A 22,516-nucleotide genomic window follows, 5' to 3' on the forward strand; every position below is an offset into this window, starting at 1 on the left:
AGTGAGTTTAGTGTCACATTGACGCGTTATCACACTAAAGGCAGAAATTTTACGAGAAGTGTGGTATGATAGATTCATTATTTTCTTAAAAGAAATGAAATCTAGGAGGAATTGAGAATGGCTCATCCAAAACAGCGCAGCGATATGATTAAAAAAGGATTCGACCGCGCTCCGCATCGCAGTTTGCTGCGTGCAGCCGGCGTTAAAGAGGAAGATTTCGGCAAGCCGTTTATTGCGGTTTGTAACTCTTATATAGACATTATTCCTGGACATGTTCATTTGCAAGAATTCGGTAAACTCGTGAAGGAAGCGATCCGTGAAGCTGGCGGTGTTCCTTTCGAATTCAACACAATTGGTGTTGATGATGGTATTGCGATGGGGCATATTGGTATGCGTTATTCCTTGCCAAGCCGTGAGATTATTGCGGATTCCCTGGAAACGGTAGTTAATGCTCACTGGTTCGATGGCCTTATCTGTATTCCTAACTGTGATAAAATTACACCGGGTATGATCATGGGTGCACTTCGCGTAAACATCCCAACGATGTTAGTGAGTGGTGGACCGATGAAAGCCGGTAAAGATAAAAACGGTAAATCGATTTCTCTTTCCTCCGTATTTGAAGGCGTAGGTGCTTTCCAAGCTGGTAATATTGATGCAGCTGATCTTGAAGAATTAGAGCAATACGGCTGTCCGACATGCGGATCTTGTTCCGGTATGTTTACAGCGAACTCCATGAACTGCTTGGCTGAGGGTCTTGGTCTGGCAATGCCTGGTAACGGTACAATTTTGGCTGTTGCGGAAGAGCGTAAGCAATTCGTGAAAGATTGTGCGAAACAATTGATGGTCCTAATTGAAAAAGATATCAAGCCTCGTGATATCGTTACGATCGAAGCGATCGATAACGCATTTGCTCTCGACATGGCAATGGGTGGTTCCACGAACACGGTTCTTCACACATTGGCTATCGCGGCTGAAGCGGGTATCGAGTACCCGATTTCACGTATTAACGAAGTGGCAGAACGTGTACCTCACTTAGCAAAAATCGCCCCGGCTTCCGATTATCACATTGAAGATGTACATCTAGCTGGTGGTGTGAGTGCAATTATTAACGAGCTGCTCAAAAAGCCGGGTGCATTTGACGGTGACCGCATGACAGTAACAGCCAAAACGTTGCGTGAAAATGTAGCGGGCTGTGAAATTGTGAACCATGAAGTGCTTCGCCCAATTACGAACCCGCACAGCGAAAGAGGCGGACTAGCTGTTCTGTTCGGTAACCTTGCTCCTGAAGGCAGTATCGTTAAGGTCGGCGCGGTTGATAAATCTGTTGGCGGACGTCACGTTGGCCCAGCTATTTGTTTCAACTCGCAAGACGAAGCTTTGTATGGTATTGCGAACGGTCATGTTAAAGAAGGCCATGTCGTTGTTATCCGTTACGAAGGTCCGAAGGGTGGACCTGGTATGCCGGAAATGCTGGCTCCTACTTCCCAAATCGTAGGTATGGGTCTTGGCGCGAAGGTTGCGTTAATTACTGACGGACGTTTCTCCGGCGCATCCCGCGGGATCTCGATCGGTCATATCTCACCGGAAGCGGCTGAGGGCGGACCTTTAGCTTTCGTACATGATGGCGACATCATTGATGTGGACATGGACGGCCGCAAAATCGAATTGCAAATCAGCGATGAAGAATTCGCGAAACGCCGCGAGAGCTGGACAGAGTTCCAACCGAAAATCCAAACCGGATATTTGGCGCGTTATACGAAAATGGTGACAAATGCTAGTGCAGGCGCCATTCTGAAGTTTTAATTGTTTATATATAAAAAAAGGGAGTCTCGCGATTGATGCGAGCTCCTTTTTTTAACACGCCAGAATTTATATGTTTTGGGTTTGGGGTAAGCAAAGCTTACTTCTTTTTTATTCGTGCGCTCAGGAATAAGCTCGTTTTCCGAGCTTATTCAGCGAGGACGCGCAGGATGGTCTCCTGAGAAGTCGATTTCCTGCTTCTCGGACTGTGTCAACGAGCTACGGCTCGCAGAGCTCTCGCTGTAAGCGCGGTTATTTGTTCGGGCGCACTAGAATAAGCGCGGTTTTCGCGTTTATTTATTTGAGGCTTATGCTGTTGATTGATTAAATGGTTGAGAATCCCTATATGCTGGGATCCAAAATCTCCTTTTAAGCTAAAAAGAAATGCATGAAAAGCAATGAACCCGTCAATACCGTAACCGCGACGACGATGGAGAGAGTCAGCACGAAGCGGGCTTTAAAGATGGAGAGCATCATCAGCGTGCTTTTGACGTCGATCATAGGGCCGAACACAAGGAAAGCCAGTAAGGAGCCTGGAGAGAAGGATTTGGCGAAGGAGGCAGCTACGAACGCATCTGTTGTTGAGCATAGGGAGAGCAAGTAGGCAAAGCCCATCATGAACACATGTGAAATGAAAGGTCCCTGACCGATCGCGGATAAGCTGTCTTGGGCAACGAATGTTTGGATAAGAGCGGTCAGAAAGGCGCCCAGCATTAAGTACTTACTCATTTCGAACAGCTCGGTCGTACCGTGGCTGAACATAATCATCACACGACCACCGTCGTGCGAGTGGTTGTGGCCGTGATGATGATCATGATGGTGTTCATGTTCATGATGATTATTATGGTTATGGCCATGGTGATGATCATGGTTGTGGTCATGAGAGTGGCCATGGTCGTGTGCGTGTATATGGTCGGCGTGATGTCCAGGGCTGGAACCCCCGTGGTGGTGCAGCGTGTTTGCCTCATTTTCGATAGGATGACGCAATGGATTGCCTTTCAGGAAGCGTGTCAGCAGCAGTCCAACGATGAGCGCAACGCCAAATGTAAGCCCCATTCGCGAATATGCCATCGAAGGCGCGCCACGGAAAGCCATGAACGTCGAGGCGAAGACGATGGGATTCAGAATTGGACCGACTAGAATGAAGATGACGGCTATGTACACAGGCATTCCTTTTCGCATGAGCCGGCGAACGAAAGGAATCATTCCGCATTCACAGAGCGGGAACATGATGCCAAGAACGCAGGCAAATAAGATACCACCTAGCGGGTGCCGCGGCGTCATGCGTCTGATGAACGCTTCAGGAATGAAGTTTTCAACGACCGTGGATAGAAGGACGCCCAGTAACATAAAAGGCAAAGCGTCGAGAAAAATATCCAGGAAGGCTGTAAAGACGTGCTTGATTTCATAAATGACCAAACCCATAGGAGGGAGCTCTCTCGTTGTCACAATTAAGATGAGGAGAAACGCGCAAATCACCGTGGAGATAGGAAGGCTCCAGCGATATAGAGTCGATGGCAATTCGTTGACACCCCTTTGTCCGTTGATGCGTCCCCGAAGGACGCGGAGTTATTTTTATCCATAGAAAGGCTAGTATGATCTATCCTATGTACATGCAGGTCCAGATAGGACAATGTCCTTGATTGACAATAGATTGTAAGGGTGTATAATTATATAAAATCAATTCGCGATGATAGGAACAAGTAAGTTTGTCTTCTGTTTCTCAGAGAGCCGGTGGTTGGTGTGAACCGGTGAAACAAGCAAACCGAATGGATCCTTGAGCATGAGGCTGAACACAGTATGCAGGTTGCCGGAACCTAGGCCGGAGAACATCCTCATCTGTCCAAGTATGCCAAACGGCAGCTCCCCGTTATCAGAGCTTGAAGGTCTTTTGAACAATTGTTCACGGACAAATTAGGGTGGTACCACGGTCTCTCGTCCCTTGCGGGGAGAGGCCTTTTTGTTGTTTTTTTAGACTATAAGAAGATAAGAATCTGGAGGGATTATCCAATGAAACGAGTATTATCCGGTATGCAATCCAGCGGACAGCTGACGATTGGCAACTATATTGGCGCACTTCGCAATTATGTGAAGCTGCAGCATTTGCATCGCTGTTATTTTATGGTCGTCGATATGCATGCCATAACGGTTCCTCAGGATCCGGCAGCTCTGAAGGAGCAAACAGAGTCTATAGCTTCGCTTTATATTGCTGCGGGACTAGATCCTAGTAAAGCATCTATTTTCCTACAATCCCATGTTCATGCGCACGCAGAGCTCGGCTGGATCATGACGACGCTGACGCATATGGGAGAGCTGGAGCGTATGACACAGTTCAAAGACAAATCCGAAGGCAAGGATTCCGTCGGTGCAGGCCTATTTACGTATCCATCTCTGATGGCTGCTGATATTTTGCTATACAATGCCGACCTTATTCCAGTTGGAGATGATCAGAAGCAGCATTTGGAGCTGACGCGCGATTTGGCGAACCGCTTCAATAACCGTTTTGGTGAAATGTTTGTCATGCCGCAGCCTTATATGCCTGAGATTGGTGCGAGAATCATGTCTTTGGATGATGCGTCTAAAAAGATGAGCAAAAGCAGTCCGAATGCAGGTAGTTACATCGCCATGCTGGATGAGCCGGATGTGATCCGTAAGAAGCTGAGCCGTGCGGTCACTGATTCAGGCCGTGAGGTAAAATATGATCTACAAAACAAACCTGAGGTTAGTAATTTGATGTCCATTTACTCACACTTTGCTGAGATGAGTTTAGCTGAGATTGAAGCCAAATACGATGGGCAAGGCTATGGTCCTTTCAAAAAGGATCTAGCTGAACACATCGTGGCTGTTCTCGAGCCGATTCAACAACGCTATCGTGAAATTCGCAGCTCAGGCGAAATTTTCGACATCTTGAAAAAAGGTGCGCAGGAAGCAGCTGAAGTGGCTGATCAAACCTTACTCGAAGTGAAGAAACGGATGGGCTTCGTCGTTCTATAAAAAGCAAAAAAGAGCTCGAACAGCTAAAATAGCTGTTTGGGCTCTTTCTCTTTTTGACGATAGTTGTAGATTCCTTCGTTAAGACCGCGTATTTTTCTTGCGAATCTTCGCTTTAACCGCAAATCCATATCCGATAAAGCCTAACGAGATGATGGAACAGGCAAGGATCATCCAAGGCTGCCTGAGGGCAATGAATAAGCTGATGGAGGCGAGCAGCAAGGTGCCAACAACAGCGAAAAGAAGAGCGAGTGGTTTGCTCATGAACGTGACCTACTTTCTAGAAGAATGAACATTGTCTTCTTATTTTAAACTTTTTTGATCGCTGTGCATATAAATTCATTTCCTCCACATACTATCTTTGCAAGCTTGCAAATACATCAAAGATTATAGCTGACTGAAAGGAGTCTGATCCTTATGGCGCAAAATCGTAGCAGCAACACATTGGTAGTTCCACAAGCCACTCAAGCTTTAGATCAATTGAAATATGAGGTAGCTCAAGAGCTGGGCATCCAAATTCCTCAAGATGGTTACATGGGTTATATGGCTACTCGCGATGCTGGTGCAATCGGGGGTAACATTACTCGTCGCTTGGTGCAAATTGCTGAGCAAACGCTGGCAGGACAATCTGGCTTTCGCAGCTAGGTAACCTGACTCGTTAATAGCTTTCCCGAATTATTTAACAATAAAGCTCAGGGGCTTAAAAACCCTCTGGGCTTTTTGTATGTCTATTTTTAAATGTAAAAAAGACGCGTTTGGTTAACGCGCCTTTTTTCTAATAAAGATCTACTTTTAGCTTTTTTTCAAGCCTAGTGTCACTTACCCAACCCACATAAGAATCGAGTGTTTGGAAATTGTGATCCATCCGGATAACACCTACGAAAGGATACTGCTTGCGATGACGATAACGCACATCAGCCCATCTTACTTCGTAGCCGAAGCGGTGTTCTTTCACTTCAGCACATGTGAAGGATGAGAAGTAGAGTAAGGCTTGGATGTCTTCGTGACTTTTGGACACCTCGATGGCTGGATGGTCTTCACATTTGACGGTGTCGATCCACCTAAGCTTCGAATTCTTCAGTTCACCCAGCTGGAAGGTGCCGTCAGCTCTGCGTTTCACTACGTTCCACACATAGAGGTTGAATGTTACAATAAGTGTGTATTTATCCCCAGGCATATGGGTGGGATCTTTGCGATAAAGCCCTTTTTCTACGATGTAATGGTCGAGAGAGCGCCAGATGTAATATAGGGCGATAACCCCGTACAAAGTCGGAAATACCAGCTTTGGACTAGCGACATGGAAAGACCACATGAAAATAGCTGCGATGTGGCTTGAAAAGATAAAGGGATCAAAGATGTGTATAATGTTCCATGACACCCACTTTTCAGAGAATGGCCGGAACGCTTGTGTACCATATGTGTTGAAACAATCTGTGAAGACGTGAAAGCAAACGGCGATTCCTACCCACATACCAAGGTGCAATAAGGGGATTCCATGGAAGAAAAGAGCAAGAGCTCCAGTGATCAGCAGTGTCCATAATAGTAAAGCCGGCAAAGAGTGAGAACGGCCGCGGTGATTTCGAATGTAAGTGGCATTCCCTTTAAAACGGAGCAGCCCGTCCACATCCGGAATCTGTGAGCCAATAACAGTTCCTATGAAGACTGCAGTGGTTGCTGCTGTGTCTGCAGAAACGCTAGGGTCAATTTGAGACAGTCCCGCTAACCCTAATCCAATTACGAGATGAGTGCCTGTGTCCAAATGGGTTTCCTCCTAAGAATTTTCCGTAGAAAATTTTCTTCGTAAGCATGGGCTGAGTTTTCCATAGGAAAACTTACTTCAGTTGATAAGAAAGATAAGTTTTATACTTTTGCTTCGCATCAACCTTGATAAACGCGCTCGTCCTTATAAAACGACGAAATCATTTATCCTTGTAAGCATGGTCATTTTACCGTCTTTTTATTAGTTTACCATTTTGGAGCAAAAAATAAATCAGAGGGAGATCTAAAAATGTCTAAAGTTTTTGTAGAGTATGCCATAAAACCCGCTTTTCGGGACTCTTTTCTCATCTATATGCAGGAATGGCAGCGGCGGGAAGGGCGATTTGAACTGCTGGAGGGAACGGATCAGAAAGGGCTTTTTGTTGAAATTTGGAAGGAAGTTACCTATGAGGAGTATCTTTCTTTGAAACAAGAACGTTTGCATGGAACCGAAGATGTTTCACAGCAAGCCATTTGGGAAGAGTGGATTGAAGGCGGCCTGCGCAAACTGCATATGTGGCATTTCACAGAAGTGACTTCTTCATGACAAAAAAAGCCGCTGCTCTTACGAAAGAGCAAGCGGCTTTATATGTGATCTAACTTTTATCTCTGGGGGCCGGCTCCGCCCGCGTATGGATACATGTACTGGAGTTCCTCGTCGAATGTAATGTAGTCTAGATTCACCATGAGCAATAAGTATCGCATACCGGTAGCTGGATCGCTGATAATAATATGATCGCGGCCAGCTGCTTCCAGTTTGCCTTTGAAAATTTTGGCATTCCATTGCGAGTTATTTTCGTATGTCATGTAGATTGTAGCCATTTTACCAAGGTTCAAACGGAGAATATTCTCGATATAGGATTCTTCCATTGGGAGTTGGCTAGGTACATTTACACCGGTTTGCAGACCGCCAGCAGGTGGAAATCCAGTTCCAATTGGCATAGGTTTATTCATACCCGTTGTTGGAACGGGATAAGCCGGATAAGGATATCCGTAAGGGACTTGCTGTGCCATACCTTGGTTTCCTTGGTTACCAATTTTGTAAGGGTTATTCAACATGATCGTATTTCCTCCTTGAGCTTTCCTTGAGAAAGCTTTCTTCATAATTGAAATGTGAAACAGATACTAAGTTCGTGTCATTATCCATAATCATCATATTGTGCATCTGCCCATTTGGTGACTGGTTATTGCCGAATTATCCCAAACAAAAAAAAGCCCCATTGGGAGCTTACGTAAGTAGAAATTTATAACCGACACCCCAAACCGTCTTAATATATTTCGGTTCTTTGGGATCAGCTTCTATTTTTTTGCGAAGGTTTGCGATATGTACATCGATTGCACGTTCAGTTACATAGGAATCGAAACCACGGACCCGGTTTAAAAGCTCCTCCCGGCTGTATACTCGTCCTTGATTCTGCCAAAAAAGTTTCATAATTTCAAATTCAGAGAAAGTGGTCTCAATGATTTTGCTATGTACAAAAAGACAGCGCTTCTCTAGATCCAGATGAACGATTTGCTCGGCCGAAGCAGTTGATTGAGCTGGCGGAGGAAAAGCATGTGAACGTCGCAGTAATGCTTGTATTCTTGCTGACAGTTCCCTCATTGAGAATGGTTTACATAGGTAATCATCAGCGCCAGTTTGCAGACCTTTGACGCGATCGGAGACCTCATTTTTGGCGGATACCATAAGAATGGGGATGGTTGACGAATTTCGGAAGTCTGTGCATAGCTGAATCCCGTCAACATCAGGCAGCATAATATCAAGCACGATGACATCGGGTTCGAAATCTCGGAATAACATTTCGCCTTGACGTCCAGTTTCCGCACGCATAACTTGATAGCCTTCTTCGTACAAATAAATCGACATCATTTCACCAATGCTTAAATCATCTTCAATAATTAAAATTTTAGACATAAACGTTCCCCCCTCCTTTTCCTTCCAAAGGTTCGGTGCTCGATATGCCGGACGCAACATTCGATCCTATATATGCATGTTATCATTATCCATTTTGTGACGTCCAGTTTAACTTCATAATTAGTTCCTACGTATGAAAAAAAAGAAGCTGGAAGGTACTTGACGCCTAATTACATAGGTCAAGTAATCCAGCTTCCATCTATAATGTGAGTCTAATAAGGAGAATCATACCGTTAAATGCTTTCGGACTTGATCTTCGCTCAAATGCTCGGCATAACCTTCGGCGGCTATTGTCCCCCGGTCTAATACATAATAGTAATCGGCGATGCTTGTAGCGAACTCTAAGCTTTGTTCGACCAGCAATACGGCAATTTCTCGACTGCGCTTGATTGATTCTATGATGGCTTCAATCTCCATGACAATAGAAGGCTGGATGCCCTCCATCGGCTCATCCAGCAGCAGTAGCTTGGGGCCTGGGGCTAAGGCACGGGCTATCGCTAATTGCTGCTGCTGCCCGCCGCTGAGGTCGCCTCCTTTGCGGTGAAGCATTTGACGAAGCACGGGGAAGGTGTCGAAGAGAGAATCAGGGAGCTTTTTTCTTCCATCTGTTGCAGCTTCAAGTCCAAGCAGCAGGTTTTCCTCGACCGTAAGCTGTGGGAAAATCTCCCGCCCTTGCGGCACGTAGCCGATCCCTAATTTGGCTCGTCGATCTGGTGGGAAGGACGTTATGTTCCGTTCGTTATAATGGATCGTGCCGGACTTCGGCTGAATGAGTCCCATAATGCTCTTCATGAGTGTGGATTTCCCTACACCGTTGCGGCCCATTAGACAAACGATTTGCCCAGGCTTCACCTTAAGGTTGACATGGCGTACAACCATACTCTCGCCGTAACCGGCTTCTATCTTTTGAAGGTTAAGCACCGCGTTCCACTCTCCTTCCAAGATAAACTTCAGCAACCTTATCATCATTCTGAATATCCTGCATCGTGCCTTCCCGAAGCACGGTGCCTTCATGAAGTACCGTGACTGTTCTAGCGAATTGGCGAACAAACTCCATGTCGTGTTCAACTACGATGATCGTCTGATTAGCCGCTATTTCGTGCAGCAGCTCACCTGTTTTCTCGGTTTCGCTATCTGTCATGCCAGCGGCAGGTTCGTCCAGCAGCAGTAGATCGGGCTCCTGCATGAGCAGCATCCCGATTTCAAGCCACTGTTTCTCGCCGTGAGAAAGTGACCCTGCGCGCTCTTTGACTTTGCTTTGCAGGCCAATCATCTCGAGTCGGAGATGCAAGCGGTCTCGCTGTTCACTCGTCGTCTTGGTCCATAGAGCGCTAAGGAGTCCGCGCTGCTGTTTCATAGAAAGAGCCAAATTTTCAAAAACGGTTAATGTTGAGAAGACGGAAGGTGCTTGGAATTTACGTCCAATGCCGAGCTGTGCAATTTGGTGTTCTTGGTGCTTGGTAAGATCAATTGATTCTTTGAAATAAACGTGACCTTGCGAAGGCTTCACTTTCCCGCAAATGACATCTAAGAGCGTTGTTTTGCCTGCTCCGTTCGGCCCAATGAGAAACCGAAGCTCTCCATATTGCAAGGAAAAGTCCAGATTGCGTAAGGCTTTAAAACCGTCAAAGCTCACTTCAAGCCCTTTAACGCTAAGGATTTTCTCTCCGGTTACAGGTTGTTTTTTCGCTAATTGTCCTAGCATTGGGATGTTCCCCCTTCAAGTTTCATAACATTAAAGATTTGGTGTATGGTCAGCTTGCTTCATGCGATGAAGAAATCGGCTTAGGAAGCATGGGTTTTTTCCAATTGGAGGTGTAGTGTGTGATCGTACCGACGATACCTTTGGGCAGCAGCAGTACAACAATAATGAACATGGCTCCGAGCATAATCGGCCACCAAGCAGGGTAAGCTTCGCTAAACGTTGTTTTGGCTGCGTTGGTGATTAACGCTCCAAGAACGGCGCCTCCGATCGTTGCACGCCCCCCGATAGCCACCCAAAGAACCATCTCAATCGAAGGGACAATGCCCATTTGTGCGGGTGAGATAATGCCTTCCTGAAGGACGAAGAGCACACCGGCAAGTCCGGCTAATCCGGCTGAAGCGCAGTAAATGAATACTTTATAAGTGACTGGATTGTAGCCAATAAAGCGAACCCGATTTTCACCATCACGAATGGCCGTGAGAATGTTCCCCATACGGCTGGTGACGAGTAGACTGCATAGGATAAGAACGACAACAACAACAGCTAAAGTGAGATAGAAAAATAATAGTTTCGTAGATTGTGATTGCAGGTTTAATCCAAGAAAGGTGGTGAAATTGGTTAGTCCGTTAGTTCCGCCTGTATAGCCTTGTTGGCCAACGAATAACGTTACGGTAATAATGACCAACGCCTGTGACAAAATGGAGAAGAAAGCACCTTTAATGCGGTTGCGGAATGTAAAATATCCTAAGATGAACGCGACGATCATTGGAACAATGAGGGCAAGAAGGAATGCAGCGCCTGCATGTTGGAAAGGAACCCAGAACCAGGGGAGGCTTTCAACACCGCTCCATGACATGAAATCCGGCAGTTGGTCTGGCGTCGCGGCAAGCTTAAGATGCATAGCCATACAATAAGCGCCAAGTCCAAAGTAGACGCCATGGCCAAGGCTAAGAATACCGGTATAGCCCCAAATAAGATCAATTCCCATAGCAATGATGGCATAAGCGAGAAACTTGCCAAGTAGGGAAAGTCGGAAGTCTGACATGAACAGAGGAGCCAGAGCGATAGCGATCAAAAAAACGGAATAGACGATCAATTTAAGCTTGGATTGTCCCGTTAAGAGCATGGAAGATGCCACATCCTTTCTTCAATCTAAGGATCTTGAACGGATCGTCACAAGTCCCATCGGTTTCCACTGCAAGAAGGCGATTATAAGTGTGAAAACAAGCACTTTTCCGAGTGTAGCACTTGTTGTATATTCCAAAGCTGTATTGAAAACCCCAATACCTAATGCTCCTGCTACGGTTCCAATCAGCTTACCAATGCCACCAAGTACAACAACCATGAACGCATCCACAATATAATAAGTGCCTATAGTTGGTCCAATGGGTCCAAGCAGCGTTAAGGCGCATCCGGCAATTCCTGCCATTGCGGAGCCAAAAGCGAAGGACTGAGCATCTACTCTTCGTGTGGAAATACCAAGACAAGCAGCCATTTCACGATTTTGCATAACAGCTCTCATGCGTCTTCCTCCGGCAGAGTGGTACAGGTACATATAAATCACCAAGATACAAAGCGCAACCAAAGCAATAATAAAGAGGCGCTTGTAGGGGAGAATGAGGTCGGCCGATAAATGAAGTCCGCCTTCCAACCACTCGGGTGCTTTAACTGCAACATTAGGAGCACCGAAGATGGTGCGTGCAAGCTGTTGCAAGACAAGGCTTACTCCCCAAGTAGCAAGCAGGCTGTCTAACGGTCTGCCGTACATGAATCGAATGAGAAAAACTTCGAGCAGCCAGCCAACGAAGAAGGCTACCGCAAAGGCAACGCCTAACGACACGATGAAATACCATCCGAAAGCGGAGGCCGGTAGAAACTTCTGGAACCACTGCTGGACTAGATAAGCCATGTAGGCACCAATCATGATGAATTCGCCATGTGCCATATTCATAACATTCATCAAGCCGAATGTAATCGCAAGACCGATGGCAATCAACAACAGAATGGAGCTAAGGCTTAGACCGTTAAATAATTGTAGAAGCAGCAGACTCATGATAATCCCTCCCAGTAAACCCCAAGTAAACAAAATAAACGTCTACGCCGTCCTTCTTGGACGGGGGCGTTTATCCAGAAATATAGCCGACTTATCGTGTGAAACATATAAATTCTTATATTTTGGTGAAATCCAGGACTGCCCTTAGGCAGTCCTGGCCCCAATAACTAACTTTATTTTTTCGTTACTTCTCCGCCCCAAGGGTATGTTTTGAGAAAAGGATCTGGTTTGAGTGGTTGGCCGGAGTTCCATATTTCTTTGATTTGGCCATCAGCCGTAATTTGACCGATACGTGCCGTTTTGGAAATATGTTGATTCTCTCCATCAATAACCACTTTACCTTCAGGGGCGTTAAACTCGATACCTTTGGCAGCGGCTTTCACTTTCTCTACATCAAAGGATCCTGCTTTCTTAACAGCAGCTGCCCATAAGTAAACGGCCGTGTAACCAGCTTCGATCGGATCATCCGTAACACGGTCTTTACCGTATTTAGCTTTGTAAGCTTCAACGAATTTTTTGTTCTCAGGTGTATCTGTTGTTTGGTAGTAATTCCAAGCTGTATAGTGTCCATCTAGGACAGACGCTCCAATACCACGAACCTCTTCCTCCGCGATACTTACGGACATTGTTGTTAGATCTTTGGATGAAATGCCTGCATCTTTCAATTGCTTGAAGAAGGCTACGTTACTGTCGCCGTTCAGCGTATTGAAAATGACATCTGGTTTCTCTTTTTTGATTTTACTAATGATTGTATTGTAGTCCGTGTGTCCAAGTGGTGTGTATTCTTCGGCAACAAGCGATCCGCCTTCAGCTTTCAACTGCTCTTTAATAATTTTGTTGGCTGTTCTTGGAAAGACATAATCGGAACCAAGAAGGTAGAATTTCTTGCCTTTGTTTTGAAGAAGCCAAGTTACCGCGGGGATAATTTGTTGGTTCGTTGTTGCGCCAATGTAGAAGATATTAGGTGATGATTCCACGCCTTCATACTGCACCGGATACCACAGCAATCCTTTGTTTTGTTCGACGACCGGAAGCACGGCTTTGCGGCTGGCAGATGTCCAGCAGCCAAAGATGGTTACGACGCTGTCTTTTTGCAGTAACTTCTTAGTTTTCTCTGCAAAAGTCGGCCAATCGGATGCACCGTCTTCAATCACGGGCTTGATTATTTTACCTAAGAGTCCCCCAGCTGCATTAATTTCGTCAATCGCCATAAGTTCAGCATCTCTTACAGACACCTCGCTTATGGACATCGTGCCTGTTAGTGAGTGAAGAATCCCAACAGGTACCGTTTCATCCTTCGTCTCCGCCTTAGCTTCAGCGGCTTTGGTCGCCATAGGTGTAGTTGTCGTGGATGTAGTTGGCTCTGTCTTTGCACAGCCAGCCATGACCATCATCAAAGCCATACTCAAAGCGACTGTGAGCTTACCTTTGTTTCGTATCTCTCTCATTCACGTCCCACTCCCTTTGCTTACAAGATTTGGATTACAACGCTTATGATAAAGTGCAAAACAAGCCAGTGTCAATATAGATGACATCAATTAAAGCTTTTTTGGTAAAAATGCACAAGGGTTAGCCACTTCTTTGTGAAAATCACATAAAATACGGAAAATGACTTCAAGAATCGTTGCTTTAATGTCAATATATCTAACATAAATGATTTACAATCCTAGAATACACGAATATAATAAGGATAAAGGATTACCATTATTCGGATTTTAATGAGGTGAAGATGTGCATTTAACGGAGAGAGAAAAAGAAAAGCTGCTCATTACTGTGGCTGCAGATCTAGCACGCCGAAGACTTGCCAGAGGCTTGAAACTGAATTATCCCGAAAGCATAGCACTGCTAACATCCGAAATTATGGAAGGAGCAAGGGACGGATTAACCGTTGCTCAATTGATGGCATTCGGCACAACGATTCTGAGAGCGGAGCAAGTTATGGAAGGTGTGCCTCAAATGATTCATGAGGTTCAGGTAGAGGCTACGTTTCCCGATGGGACCAAATTAGTAACCGTACACGAACCAATAACCTAACTATACAAATGCATAATCGAAAGGGGCGAGAAGATGGTTCCAGGAGAATATCGAACAGTCAAGGGATATATTGAAATGAATATAGGAAGACAAACGATTGATCTTATCGTTACGAATACAGGAGATCGTCCCATTCAGGTCGGCTCGCATTTTCATTTTTTTGAAGTGAACAGAGCTTTGGACTTCTCGAGAGAACAAGCCTATGGCATGAGGTTGGACATTCCAGCGGGAACGGCTGTCCGTTTTGAGCCGGGAGAACAGAAACCTATTCAGTTAGTTGAACTTGGCGGAGCCAAACTTTCTTATGGACTAAATAACTTGAGTAAAGGCTTAGCAGCTAATGGAAATATGACAAGTGCTGCGAGAGAAAGATGGCAAGCATGGGAGGGAAAGCCCGGTGAATCGAATAGATCGTAAAAGTTATGCGCTAATGTTCGGGCCTACTACGGGAGATGCCATTCGTTTGGCTGATACCGAGCTATGGGCACAAATCGAGCATGATTACACCGTATACGGTGATGAATGTAAATTTGGCGGCGGCAAGGTCATTCGCGACGGGATGGGGCAATCCAGCAGTGCTACCCGCGATCAAGGTGTTTTGGATACCCTGATTACGAATGCTGTCATTATTGATCACTGGGGTATTGTCAAAGGTGACATCGGCATCAAGGATGGTCATATCGTGGGTATCGGTAAAGCGGGGAACCCGGACATTATGGATGGCGTGCATCCCAATATGATCGTTGGTGCAAGCACGGAAGTTATTGCAGGTGAAGGTAAAATTGTAACCGCAGGCGGGATCGACGCTCACATTCATTTTATTTGTCCCCAGCAAATTGAAACGGCGCTTTCCTCTGGCGTGACGACGATGATAGGTGGAGGGACAGGGCCTGCCACAGGGACGAATGCCACAACTTGTACACCAGGCGCATGGCACATGCAGCGTATGCTGGAGGCAGCTGAAGCTTTTCCAATGAATCTGGGCTTTACGGGTAAAGGTAACGCTTCATTCCTAGCTCCGTTGACGGAACAAATAGAAGCGGGAGCTATTGGTTTGAAGCTTCATGAAGATTGGGGAACGACGCCGGCAGCAATCGATACTTGTCTCGAAGCAGCAGATCAATATGATGTTCAAGTAGCCATTCATACAGATACATTAAATGAAGCGGGATTTCTCGAGGATACACTGGCTGCCATCAAAGGCCGTACGATTCATACGTATCATACCGAAGGAGCAGGCGGGGGGCACGCGCCGGATATTATCCGTGCGGCTGCTGAGCTTAACGTACTACCGTCTTCGACAAACCCGACACGTCCGTATACGATCAATACCATTGAAGAGCATTTGGATATGCTCATGGTGTGTCATCACTTGGACAGCCGGATTCCCGAGGATGTTGCATTCGCGGATTCCCGGATTCGTCCGGAAACGATTGCTGCGGAAGATATTCTTCATGATCTAGGTGTGTTCAGTATGTTGAGCTCAGATTCCCAGGCAATGGGGCGGGTCGGCGAGGTCATTATTCGGACATGGCAAACCGCCGATAAGATGAAGAAGCAGCGTGGACCGTTGGCTCCCGATACGGAAGATGGCGACAATTTCCGAATTAAACGTTACATCGCCAAATATACGATAAATCCGGCGATAACGCATGGTGTCTCGCACCTTGTCGGCTCCATTGAGCCTGGCAAATTCGCGGATCTTGTCATTTGGAACCCAATGTTCTTCGGGGTTAAGCCGGATCTAGTACTCAAAGGCGGCAGCATTGCTTATGCGCAGATGGGAGATCCGAACGCTTCAATTCCAACACCGCAGCCTGTATTTGGGCGTCCGATGTTTGCTGCTTTTGGTAAAGCTTTGACGCAAAGTTCGATTACTTTCGTCTCTCAAGCAGCATATGATCGTGGCATCGCTCAGAAATTAGGGCTGCAAAAGCGTGTCGAGCCTGTGAAAGGGTGTCGCCATATATCGAAGAAAGACATGATTCATAATAACGGAACGCCTTCTATAGAAGTAAACCCAGAGACCTACGAAGTGAAAGTTGATGGGGAAGCCATTACTTGTGAGCCGGCGACCGAGCTGCCGATGGCGCAGTTATATTTCTTATTCTAAAAGAATGGGAAGTCCCTGATCGAGGTGACGATATAAAGCGATGACAACAAAGACAACGACATTCATTGAAGAGATGACGCCGAGGTTTCATTGGCTCGCTTATCAGCAGCTTCTGGATTCAGCCTTGCCCATTGGCGGATTCTCTCATTCCTTTGGTTTGGAAACACTCGTACAGCAAGAACGATTAGTAACGATTGAAGAACTCGAAGCTTATATTCGCACGATGCTCGCGGGTAGCTGGGCAACGTCAGATGCATTGGTAATCAAAGCTGCCTATACCCATATTCCAAGACAGGAATGTGATCAGCTTTGGGAGATTGACCACATGCTGCATGTGCAGCGTGTATCGAGTGAAGCGAGGAGCGGCGTTCAAAAGATGGGCCGCAGGCTGCTCCAACTATCGCGCTCGATGTATCCAGATCTGAACTGGATGCCTCTGGACGAAGCTGTGAAAGCCGGCAACTGCAGCTCCAATCATCCGATTGTCCATGGATGGGTGAGTTATCACCTTGGTGTGCCCTTACATCAAGCGGCGGAAGGCTATCTTTACAGCTGTATCATGACCTCTATCAACAGCGCGCTTAGACTCATGTCCATGGGTCAAACCCAAGGACAAATTCTTCTTGCGAAGCTGCTGCCTTTGACCGGAAGCGAGTGGCAGCGTGTAGCGCATTTGGATCCCTTGGATGCGTATACGAATTCACCTGCCGCAGATTTGGCCATGATGCAGCACGAAACGCTGTATTCGCGATTATTCATGTCTTAATGTTGTAACTCGTAAAGGCAATTATGCCCTAATCATAATTTTAGGAGGAATGACTATGTGTCAAGGTCAAGGTCATCATCACCACCAATGGGAAAAACCAGCCGTGGATCGGAGTCGCCCAATGCGCATTGGAATCGGCGGACCTGTTGGTTCTGGTAAAACAGCGCTAGTGGAGCGGCTGGCTCGGAAACTCAACAACCGCTATAGTATTGCGGTGATCACGAATGATATCTACACGAAGGAAGATGCCCGTATCTTGATTAGCTCCGAGGCACTGCCCGAGGATCGCATTATTGGGGTAGAAACAGGCGGATGCCCGCATACAGCGATCCGTGAGGATGCTTCGATGAATTTCGAAGCTATCGAAGAACTGGAGAAGCGATTCGATAATCTCGATATTATTTTCATCGAGAGCGGTGGCGACAACTTGGCTGCTGCGTTCAGCCCGGAGCTGGTAGATCGCTTCATCTATATTATAGATGTCGCCCAAGGGGAAAAAATACCGCGTAAAGGCGGTCCTGGCATTATGCGTTCCGATATGCTTATTATCAACAAAATCGATCTAGCCCCGTATGTAGGCGCCAGCCTGGAAGTAATGGATTCGGATACGAAGAAGATGCGCGGCGACCGTCCGTATATTTTCTCAAACCTGATGGGCGGTACAGGGTTGGACGATATTGTCACATGGGTGGAACTGGAGTTCAGCCATGCCTAGCGTGACTGGGGAGATTAAGGCGGAATTTGAGGTACGCAGCGGCTTGACGCAGCTCGTCCACAAATTCCACACCTCCCCGCTCAAAATCGCCAAAACGTTTCGTTACGAGAACGAAACGCTCACCCAGGACGCCCATCCTGCGGATCAATTGGGCGTCTATATGATGGACTGCTCCCCAGGACTCATGTCGGGGGATCATTACGAAATCAACGTGCGCCTTGGAGAGGGCGCACGTGTTTTTCTAACGAACCAATCGTTCACGAAGGTGCATCCGTCTGAGGTTGGTCATGGAAGTACGCAGCGTCAGACGCTGCATTTGGAAGCTGACGCGCTGCTGGAATACATTCCGGAGCCCTTAATGCTCTATAAGGATGCAAGCCTAGTCGCAGAAATGGATGTTCATTTATCACTGGGGTCTGCGTTGATTCTCTCGGATGTATGTTGTCCTGGACGAACGCAGCGAGGCGAAGTATTTCAGTATTCCCGTTATATGAATCGTATGAAAGTCTGGCACGGCAAGGAATTGATTTTTTATCAGAATCAAAGAATTGAACCACAGACCATGCAGCTATCAGCGCCAGGCTGTTGGGAGCGGGAGACACATCTCGGTAATCTGTACATTTTCTCGGATCGTCTTAAACAGCTGCATCTCGAGAAAGTATTGGAGAGTCTTGAAAAGCTTGAAGGTGTAGAGGTCCGCATAGGAGCTAGTCTTACACATAAATACGGTTTAATCGTCACAGTCATGGGAAGACATGCATGGGAATTACAGCTGGCTTTGAGGAAGGCGTGGCATGATATTCGCCGCAGCTTATTAGCATTAACGCCACTTATGGTTAATAAATAATAGAATTAAACGATTGAAGGGAGCCCTGGGGGCTCCTTTTTACATGGAATCGAATGTTCCGATCATTTTCCACGCATACTGGAAGGAGAATCGACAATATGATGACAACTGGCTGCACTTCATTGTCAAACGTTGTAAGGGTTGGTATGATGAGAATGTTCATTATTCAGTTTGCTCGGAAATTCGACATAGAGGAGGACGTTTACGTGGGAAATCAAGTTAGCTACGAAAGCGTTGCGAACGGTTCGTCACAAGGGTCTATTGGGACAGAATCCATAGAAGCTAGCAATACTCAGGCATCGGCTGAGCCTGTGACCTTGAAAGATTTTTATCGCTTGGTTAAGCCAGGCATTATTTATTCTAATCTAATGACAGCTTTTGCTGGCTATTGGATGGCGGCCCATTGGGATGTAAGCTGGGTACATCTTATCATGACCATGCTAGGAACAGCTCTTGTAATGGCAGGAGGAACGGTGCTCAACAATTATTTGGACCGTGAAATGGATGCGAAGATGGAGCGGACGCAGAATAGAGCTCTTCCAAGTGGGAGAATGAGTGCTAATGTCGTTCTATGGTACGGTATTATTTTAGGAACGATCGGTCTGGGAGTCCTATATTTTGGAGCGCAATCGCCTCTTGCAACGTTGATCGGACTGATTGGACTGTTCTTATATGTTTGGCTCTATACCGCATGGTTTAAGAGAACTTCGGTATGGAGTACATTCGTAGGGGCATTCTCTGGCGCTACACCTCCCGTAATTGGATACTGTGCCGTGAGTGGTACGGTTGATCTTGGTGCTATTCTCCTTTTTGCTTTCTTATTCCTCTGGCAGCCTCCTCATTTCTGGGCTCTTGGGATTCGCCGTATGGAAGAATATCGCGCTGCAGGATTTCCACTTTTACCCGTTGTGAAGGGGACTTACGTGACCAAGATCAGTATGGTGCGTTATGTGGTTTTACTTGTTCCTGTAACCGTGATGTTAACCGCTTATGGATATGTGGGTTATTTGTTTTTATTCGCATCAACTATTTTAGGATTGATTTGGGCTTTCATGAGTATCAAAGGATTTAAGGCAACAGGTGAGGCCGAAGTGGTATGGGCTAAGCGTATGTTCCTGTTCTCACTGTTGTATTTAACTCTCTTATCGTTCCTCATGGTTATTGATACCGTGAAAATTAGTTAGAATTGAGGGCTGAAGTAATGAGTACGTTTCTAGGGAAAAATTGGTTTAAATTAGCGCTTGGAGCTATATTAATTGCCATGATTGCATCATTTGCATATAAATTATGGGCAAACGGCAGTGAACCTGACCAACGATTAACAGCAATGAAACAAGCTCCTTCGTTTCAATTGCAGGACTTAGACGGTAAACCTGTTTCCTCTCAGGATATGGATGGTAAAGTTAGACTTGTATACTTCTTTTATTCCTTTTGCCCGGATGTTTGCATGCCGACGACTTTCTTGCTTTCTCAGGTTCAGGAATCTTTGAAGAAAAAAGATTTGCTGGGTACTAAAGCGGAAATTGTATCCATAACAGTCGATCCAAAACGAGATACACCAGAAGTGCTTAAAGAATTCGGTAACCGATTTGAATCGAAGCCAGTTCCGGGTGGGTGGACATTCCTACGTGGTGAGGAATCGAAAATTCACAAGCTAGCTGAAGATTTCGGCATTATGGTGATCAAAGAGAAGGATGGTAATTTCTCGCATTCGAATGCTATTTTGCTGGTTGATCCCAAAGGAAAACTCCGGAATTATTATGATGCGAGCAACCCAGAGTTGGATGTTGACCATATTGTCAAAGATGTCGTGACCTTATCTAAAGGAAAGTAAGTCAATCCTTCATGATATTAACTATTCAAAAGCAGGGTCTGGAGCAGGGTATTTGATATACTCATCCAGCCCTGCTTTTTCTAATTGCTGAATGATGTATTCCTCAGGTGTTCCTTCCACGCCAGCATACCCTCTGCGCGTATATATTTGTTCTGCGTCTGGAAACGTTTCTCGCAATAGAAAACGTATTTTTTTGCCGGAAGAGTCATTATCCGTAAATATAAAAACAGGATTGTCTTCTGCTTTTTTTCTCAGTTCTTCGAGAGTTAACGAGCTTGGGGTACCGAATGTACACAGGATCATGACATTTTCATCAACCACGCGTTTTAACCGGCTTTTATCGTTTTTACCTTCTACAATGATGACAATCGACATGGGATTTCCTCGCTTTAGGTTTTTTTGTAGTATAACCCGTTTTGGCAAGTGATCCAAGGATTTCATTCGACGATTTGGCAAATATGATTGTGTAATTTCCCGGGAAATGACAGGGATTGACAGCGTAAAAGACGGCTTGATAAGCTCAAGCCGTCATTTTATCGGAAATTACGTTGTGATAGGCGTTTTAAATGTGCGCAGCGGTAAGAGGGAAAGGGCCAGCATTAAGATGAAGAACGCGATGAAGTAAGAGGAAATGTGATCCCGAAGCTGTCCGGCCATCATTGGACCGATAAAGGCGCCAACGGAATAGGAGATGGAAAGAAGGGAAAAGACGCGTCCATAACGATTGCTGCTTGTTATACCGGCAAGAAGGGCAGCGAGAGCGGGATAAATGACACCTTTCGCCATTCCAATTAGGAAAAGGGAAACAGTTAGCGGTATCGGCCACTGAATGGCTAAACCGAAGAAAACGATCGCAAGCGATATACTACCACAGACCGTTCGGATAAACGGGGGGATCTTATTTAAGAACCAGAAGCTGATGCTTAAAAGGGCACCCAAACTGATTAAAGTGAAAAAAACGCCGGACGTTAGGATAGAGTCTCTGGCCGACTGCATGAGTGGAAGCTCAAAGAAAAGAATGCCTTGCGAGCAAGAGAGTGCCATCGGAATGAGAAAGAATAACCACGGAATCGTTACGCTGGCGGGTAGATCGGATTCATCACTCAGCATGCCATGATCATGATGATCTAAGATGGGGGATTTGCTTCCTGTTTGGGCTAAGAGCTGTTTTTCTTTCACACCGAAGATGGCAAGAATGCCTGTGATAATAAGAATCCAACCTAAGACGGAGAAGGCTGTTGTAAACCCGATTTTGGCAACTAACACAGCGCCTGCTGCTGGAGATACCACGGAAGCAAGGGTATGTATGAGACCGTTGCCAGCCATCAGTTTACTTTGATGGATACGATCCTTGGCTATGCGCGCAAGCAGCGATAAGCAAGCAGGGGATAAGAAGGCGAGCACGAATCCGCTAATCGAACGAATGTATAGCAAGTGCCAAGGATCTTTCACATTGGATTGAAAAAGTAAGATGATCCCTGCTACAATCAGGCTAAAGACAATAAAGATTTTACTTCCGTATTTGTCTACGCCATAGCCAGCGATTAGATTCCCAGGCAAGTGTGTAATTGAATATACGCCCATAATTAGCCCTATAAATGAAGGAGCTGCTCCTAAAGATAAGGCGAAGGGAGAAAGAATCGGGTACTGCGCGTGTAAATCGAAAAAAGCAACAAACATAAATAAGTACAACCAAATAGCTGTTCGCATGTTCTCACCACCTCAATCATTTAGACTTGTCTCTTCTTAAGATGTACGCCGCTCGTCCTATAGATATGACCTTTCCATACAAATGACACATTTCTGTTTTTAGGAGGCTTTATGGACGCATATGTGATTGTTTTACTCGCTGGCGCGGCTATTTTCCTGATTTTTCGCTTGAGGCAGTCTTTTCGAAAGACAAGAAGTAGAGTCGATAAAACAGAGGAGATAGAACGAAAGTTAGCCATGTTAAGGAAAAAAAGAGATGAAGATTAAGGATTCCC

General features: G+C 45.9%; 24 protein-coding genes and 1 other annotated feature. Of the genes, 12 read left to right on the forward strand and 12 right to left on the reverse strand.

The features are described 5' to 3' along the window. The first annotated feature begins 117 nt into the window (after window positions 1-117). Entirely contained in the window at window positions 118-1,803 is a 1,686-nt protein-coding gene (gene ilvD, locus GC098_RS03395) for a dihydroxy-acid dehydratase (protein WP_171640974.1), read from the forward strand. A gap of 366 nt (window positions 1,804-2,169) precedes the next feature. Here ilvD and GC098_RS03400 read toward each other — a convergent pair whose 3' ends face one another. Further along, complete coding sequence (locus tag GC098_RS03400; protein WP_246358399.1) at window positions 2,170-3,321, reverse strand: permease; 1,152 nt, start codon at window positions 3,319-3,321, stop codon at window positions 2,170-2,172. 160 nt (window positions 3,322-3,481) lie between these two features. Then, window positions 3,482-3,746: a binding site (T-box leader), on the forward strand. A 64-nt stretch (window positions 3,747-3,810) separates the two neighbouring features. Between GC098_RS03400 and trpS the strand changes: the two genes are divergently transcribed. Then, the gene (gene trpS / locus GC098_RS03405) at window positions 3,811-4,794 is read left to right on the forward strand and encodes a tryptophan--tRNA ligase (RefSeq protein WP_171640976.1); all 984 of its coding nucleotides are present in this window, start codon (window positions 3,811-3,813) and stop codon (window positions 4,792-4,794) included. A gap of 78 nt (window positions 4,795-4,872) precedes the next feature. Here trpS and GC098_RS03410 read toward each other — a convergent pair whose 3' ends face one another. Beyond that, the gene (locus tag GC098_RS03410; RefSeq protein ID WP_029194821.1) at window positions 4,873-5,055 is read right to left on the reverse strand and encodes a DUF5325 family protein; all 183 of its coding nucleotides are present in this window, start codon (window positions 5,053-5,055) and stop codon (window positions 4,873-4,875) included. Window positions 5,056-5,208: 153 nt separating this feature from the next. On the opposite strand from GC098_RS03410, the gene GC098_RS03415 reads away from it, so the two are divergent. Further along, window positions 5,209-5,436 (forward strand): alpha/beta-type small acid-soluble spore protein, encoded by a 228-nt coding sequence (locus GC098_RS03415; RefSeq protein WP_047681486.1) that lies wholly within the window; start codon window positions 5,209-5,211, stop codon window positions 5,434-5,436. A gap of 130 nt (window positions 5,437-5,566) precedes the next feature. Here GC098_RS03415 and GC098_RS03420 read toward each other — a convergent pair whose 3' ends face one another. Beyond that, entirely contained in the window at window positions 5,567-6,550 is a 984-nt protein-coding gene (locus GC098_RS03420) for a metal-dependent hydrolase (RefSeq protein ID WP_171640978.1), read from the reverse strand. Between the two features lie 249 nt (window positions 6,551-6,799). Between GC098_RS03420 and GC098_RS03425 the strand changes: the two genes are divergently transcribed. Continuing rightward, a complete protein-coding gene (locus tag GC098_RS03425) occupies window positions 6,800-7,096 on the forward strand; it encodes a hypothetical protein (protein WP_171640980.1) in 297 nt (98 codons plus the stop codon). A gap of 56 nt (window positions 7,097-7,152) precedes the next feature. Here the strand turns inward: GC098_RS03425 and gerQ are convergent, their stop codons facing one another. The 7 genes from gerQ to urtA all read right to left on the reverse strand — a co-directional run bounded on the left by gerQ (window position 7,153) and on the right by urtA (window position 13,670). Continuing rightward, complete coding sequence (gene gerQ, locus GC098_RS03430) at window positions 7,153-7,608, reverse strand: spore coat protein GerQ (RefSeq protein ID WP_246358400.1); 456 nt, start codon at window positions 7,606-7,608, stop codon at window positions 7,153-7,155. A 169-nt stretch (window positions 7,609-7,777) separates the two neighbouring features. After that, a complete protein-coding gene (locus GC098_RS03435; RefSeq protein WP_171640982.1) occupies window positions 7,778-8,464 on the reverse strand; it encodes a response regulator transcription factor in 687 nt (228 codons plus the stop codon). A 225-nt stretch (window positions 8,465-8,689) separates the two neighbouring features. Next, window positions 8,690-9,385 carry an urea ABC transporter ATP-binding subunit UrtE gene (gene urtE, locus GC098_RS03440; RefSeq protein WP_312879976.1) on the reverse strand — a complete coding sequence of 232 codons (696 nt, stop codon included), beginning with the start codon at window positions 9,383-9,385 and terminating at the stop codon, window positions 8,690-8,692. After that, complete coding sequence (urtD, locus tag GC098_RS03445; RefSeq protein ID WP_171640986.1) at window positions 9,378-10,169, reverse strand: urea ABC transporter ATP-binding protein UrtD; 792 nt, start codon at window positions 10,167-10,169, stop codon at window positions 9,378-9,380. Before urtD ends, urtE begins: the two co-directional genes overlap by 8 nt. Before the next feature lie 49 nt (window positions 10,170-10,218). Beyond that, complete coding sequence (gene urtC / locus GC098_RS03450; RefSeq protein WP_171640988.1) at window positions 10,219-11,295, reverse strand: urea ABC transporter permease subunit UrtC; 1,077 nt, start codon at window positions 11,293-11,295, stop codon at window positions 10,219-10,221. Between the two features lie 21 nt (window positions 11,296-11,316). Continuing rightward, entirely contained in the window at window positions 11,317-12,222 is a 906-nt protein-coding gene (urtB, locus tag GC098_RS03455) for an urea ABC transporter permease subunit UrtB (RefSeq protein ID WP_171640991.1), read from the reverse strand. Between the two features lie 173 nt (window positions 12,223-12,395). Then, window positions 12,396-13,670: an urea ABC transporter substrate-binding protein gene (urtA, locus tag GC098_RS03460; protein ID WP_171640992.1), complete on the reverse strand. Its 1,275-nt coding sequence runs from the start codon at window positions 13,668-13,670 to the stop codon at window positions 12,396-12,398. Between the two features lie 283 nt (window positions 13,671-13,953). Between urtA and GC098_RS03465 the strand changes: the two genes are divergently transcribed. The 8 genes from GC098_RS03465 (at window position 13,954) to GC098_RS03500 (ending at window position 20,531) form a co-directional block, all read left to right on the forward strand. Beyond that, a complete protein-coding gene (locus GC098_RS03465) occupies window positions 13,954-14,256 on the forward strand; it encodes an urease subunit gamma (RefSeq protein ID WP_029194808.1) in 303 nt (100 codons plus the stop codon). A 33-nt stretch (window positions 14,257-14,289) separates the two neighbouring features. Then, window positions 14,290-14,673: an urease subunit beta gene (locus tag GC098_RS03470; protein WP_171640994.1), complete on the forward strand. Its 384-nt coding sequence runs from the start codon at window positions 14,290-14,292 to the stop codon at window positions 14,671-14,673. A gap of 13 nt (window positions 14,674-14,686) precedes the next feature. Then, window positions 14,687-16,369 carry an urease subunit alpha gene (gene ureC / locus GC098_RS03475; RefSeq protein ID WP_216625143.1) on the forward strand — a complete coding sequence of 561 codons (1,683 nt, stop codon included), beginning with the start codon at window positions 14,687-14,689 and terminating at the stop codon, window positions 16,367-16,369. Window positions 16,370-16,409: 40 nt separating this feature from the next. After that, window positions 16,410-17,135, forward strand: a complete 726-nt coding sequence (locus GC098_RS03480; RefSeq protein ID WP_246358401.1) for an urease accessory protein UreF — start codon at window positions 16,410-16,412, stop codon at window positions 17,133-17,135. Between the two features lie 55 nt (window positions 17,136-17,190). Further along, complete coding sequence (gene ureG / locus GC098_RS03485) at window positions 17,191-17,850, forward strand: urease accessory protein UreG (protein WP_171640998.1); 660 nt, start codon at window positions 17,191-17,193, stop codon at window positions 17,848-17,850. Next, window positions 17,843-18,697, forward strand: a complete 855-nt coding sequence (locus GC098_RS03490) for an urease accessory protein UreD (RefSeq protein ID WP_171641000.1) — start codon at window positions 17,843-17,845, stop codon at window positions 18,695-18,697. Before ureG ends, GC098_RS03490 begins: the two co-directional genes overlap by 8 nt. Window positions 18,698-18,903: 206 nt before the next feature. Continuing rightward, window positions 18,904-19,881: a heme o synthase gene (gene cyoE, locus GC098_RS03495; RefSeq protein WP_312879977.1), complete on the forward strand. Its 978-nt coding sequence runs from the start codon at window positions 18,904-18,906 to the stop codon at window positions 19,879-19,881. A gap of 17 nt (window positions 19,882-19,898) precedes the next feature. Next, entirely contained in the window at window positions 19,899-20,531 is a 633-nt protein-coding gene (locus tag GC098_RS03500; protein ID WP_171641002.1) for an SCO family protein, read from the forward strand. A gap of 21 nt (window positions 20,532-20,552) precedes the next feature. On the opposite strand, the gene GC098_RS03505 is transcribed toward GC098_RS03500, so the two are convergent. Then, complete coding sequence (locus GC098_RS03505) at window positions 20,553-20,906, reverse strand: ribonuclease M5 (protein WP_171641005.1); 354 nt, start codon at window positions 20,904-20,906, stop codon at window positions 20,553-20,555. A gap of 168 nt (window positions 20,907-21,074) precedes the next feature. Continuing rightward, the gene (locus GC098_RS03510; protein WP_171641007.1) at window positions 21,075-22,241 is read right to left on the reverse strand and encodes an MFS transporter; all 1,167 of its coding nucleotides are present in this window, start codon (window positions 22,239-22,241) and stop codon (window positions 21,075-21,077) included. Between the last annotated feature and the right edge of the window lie 275 nt (window positions 22,242-22,516).

It is taken from the genome of Paenibacillus phytorum, assembly GCF_013141715.1.
GTDB lineage: Bacteria > Bacillota > Bacilli > Paenibacillales > NBRC-103111 > Paenibacillus_E > Paenibacillus_E phytorum.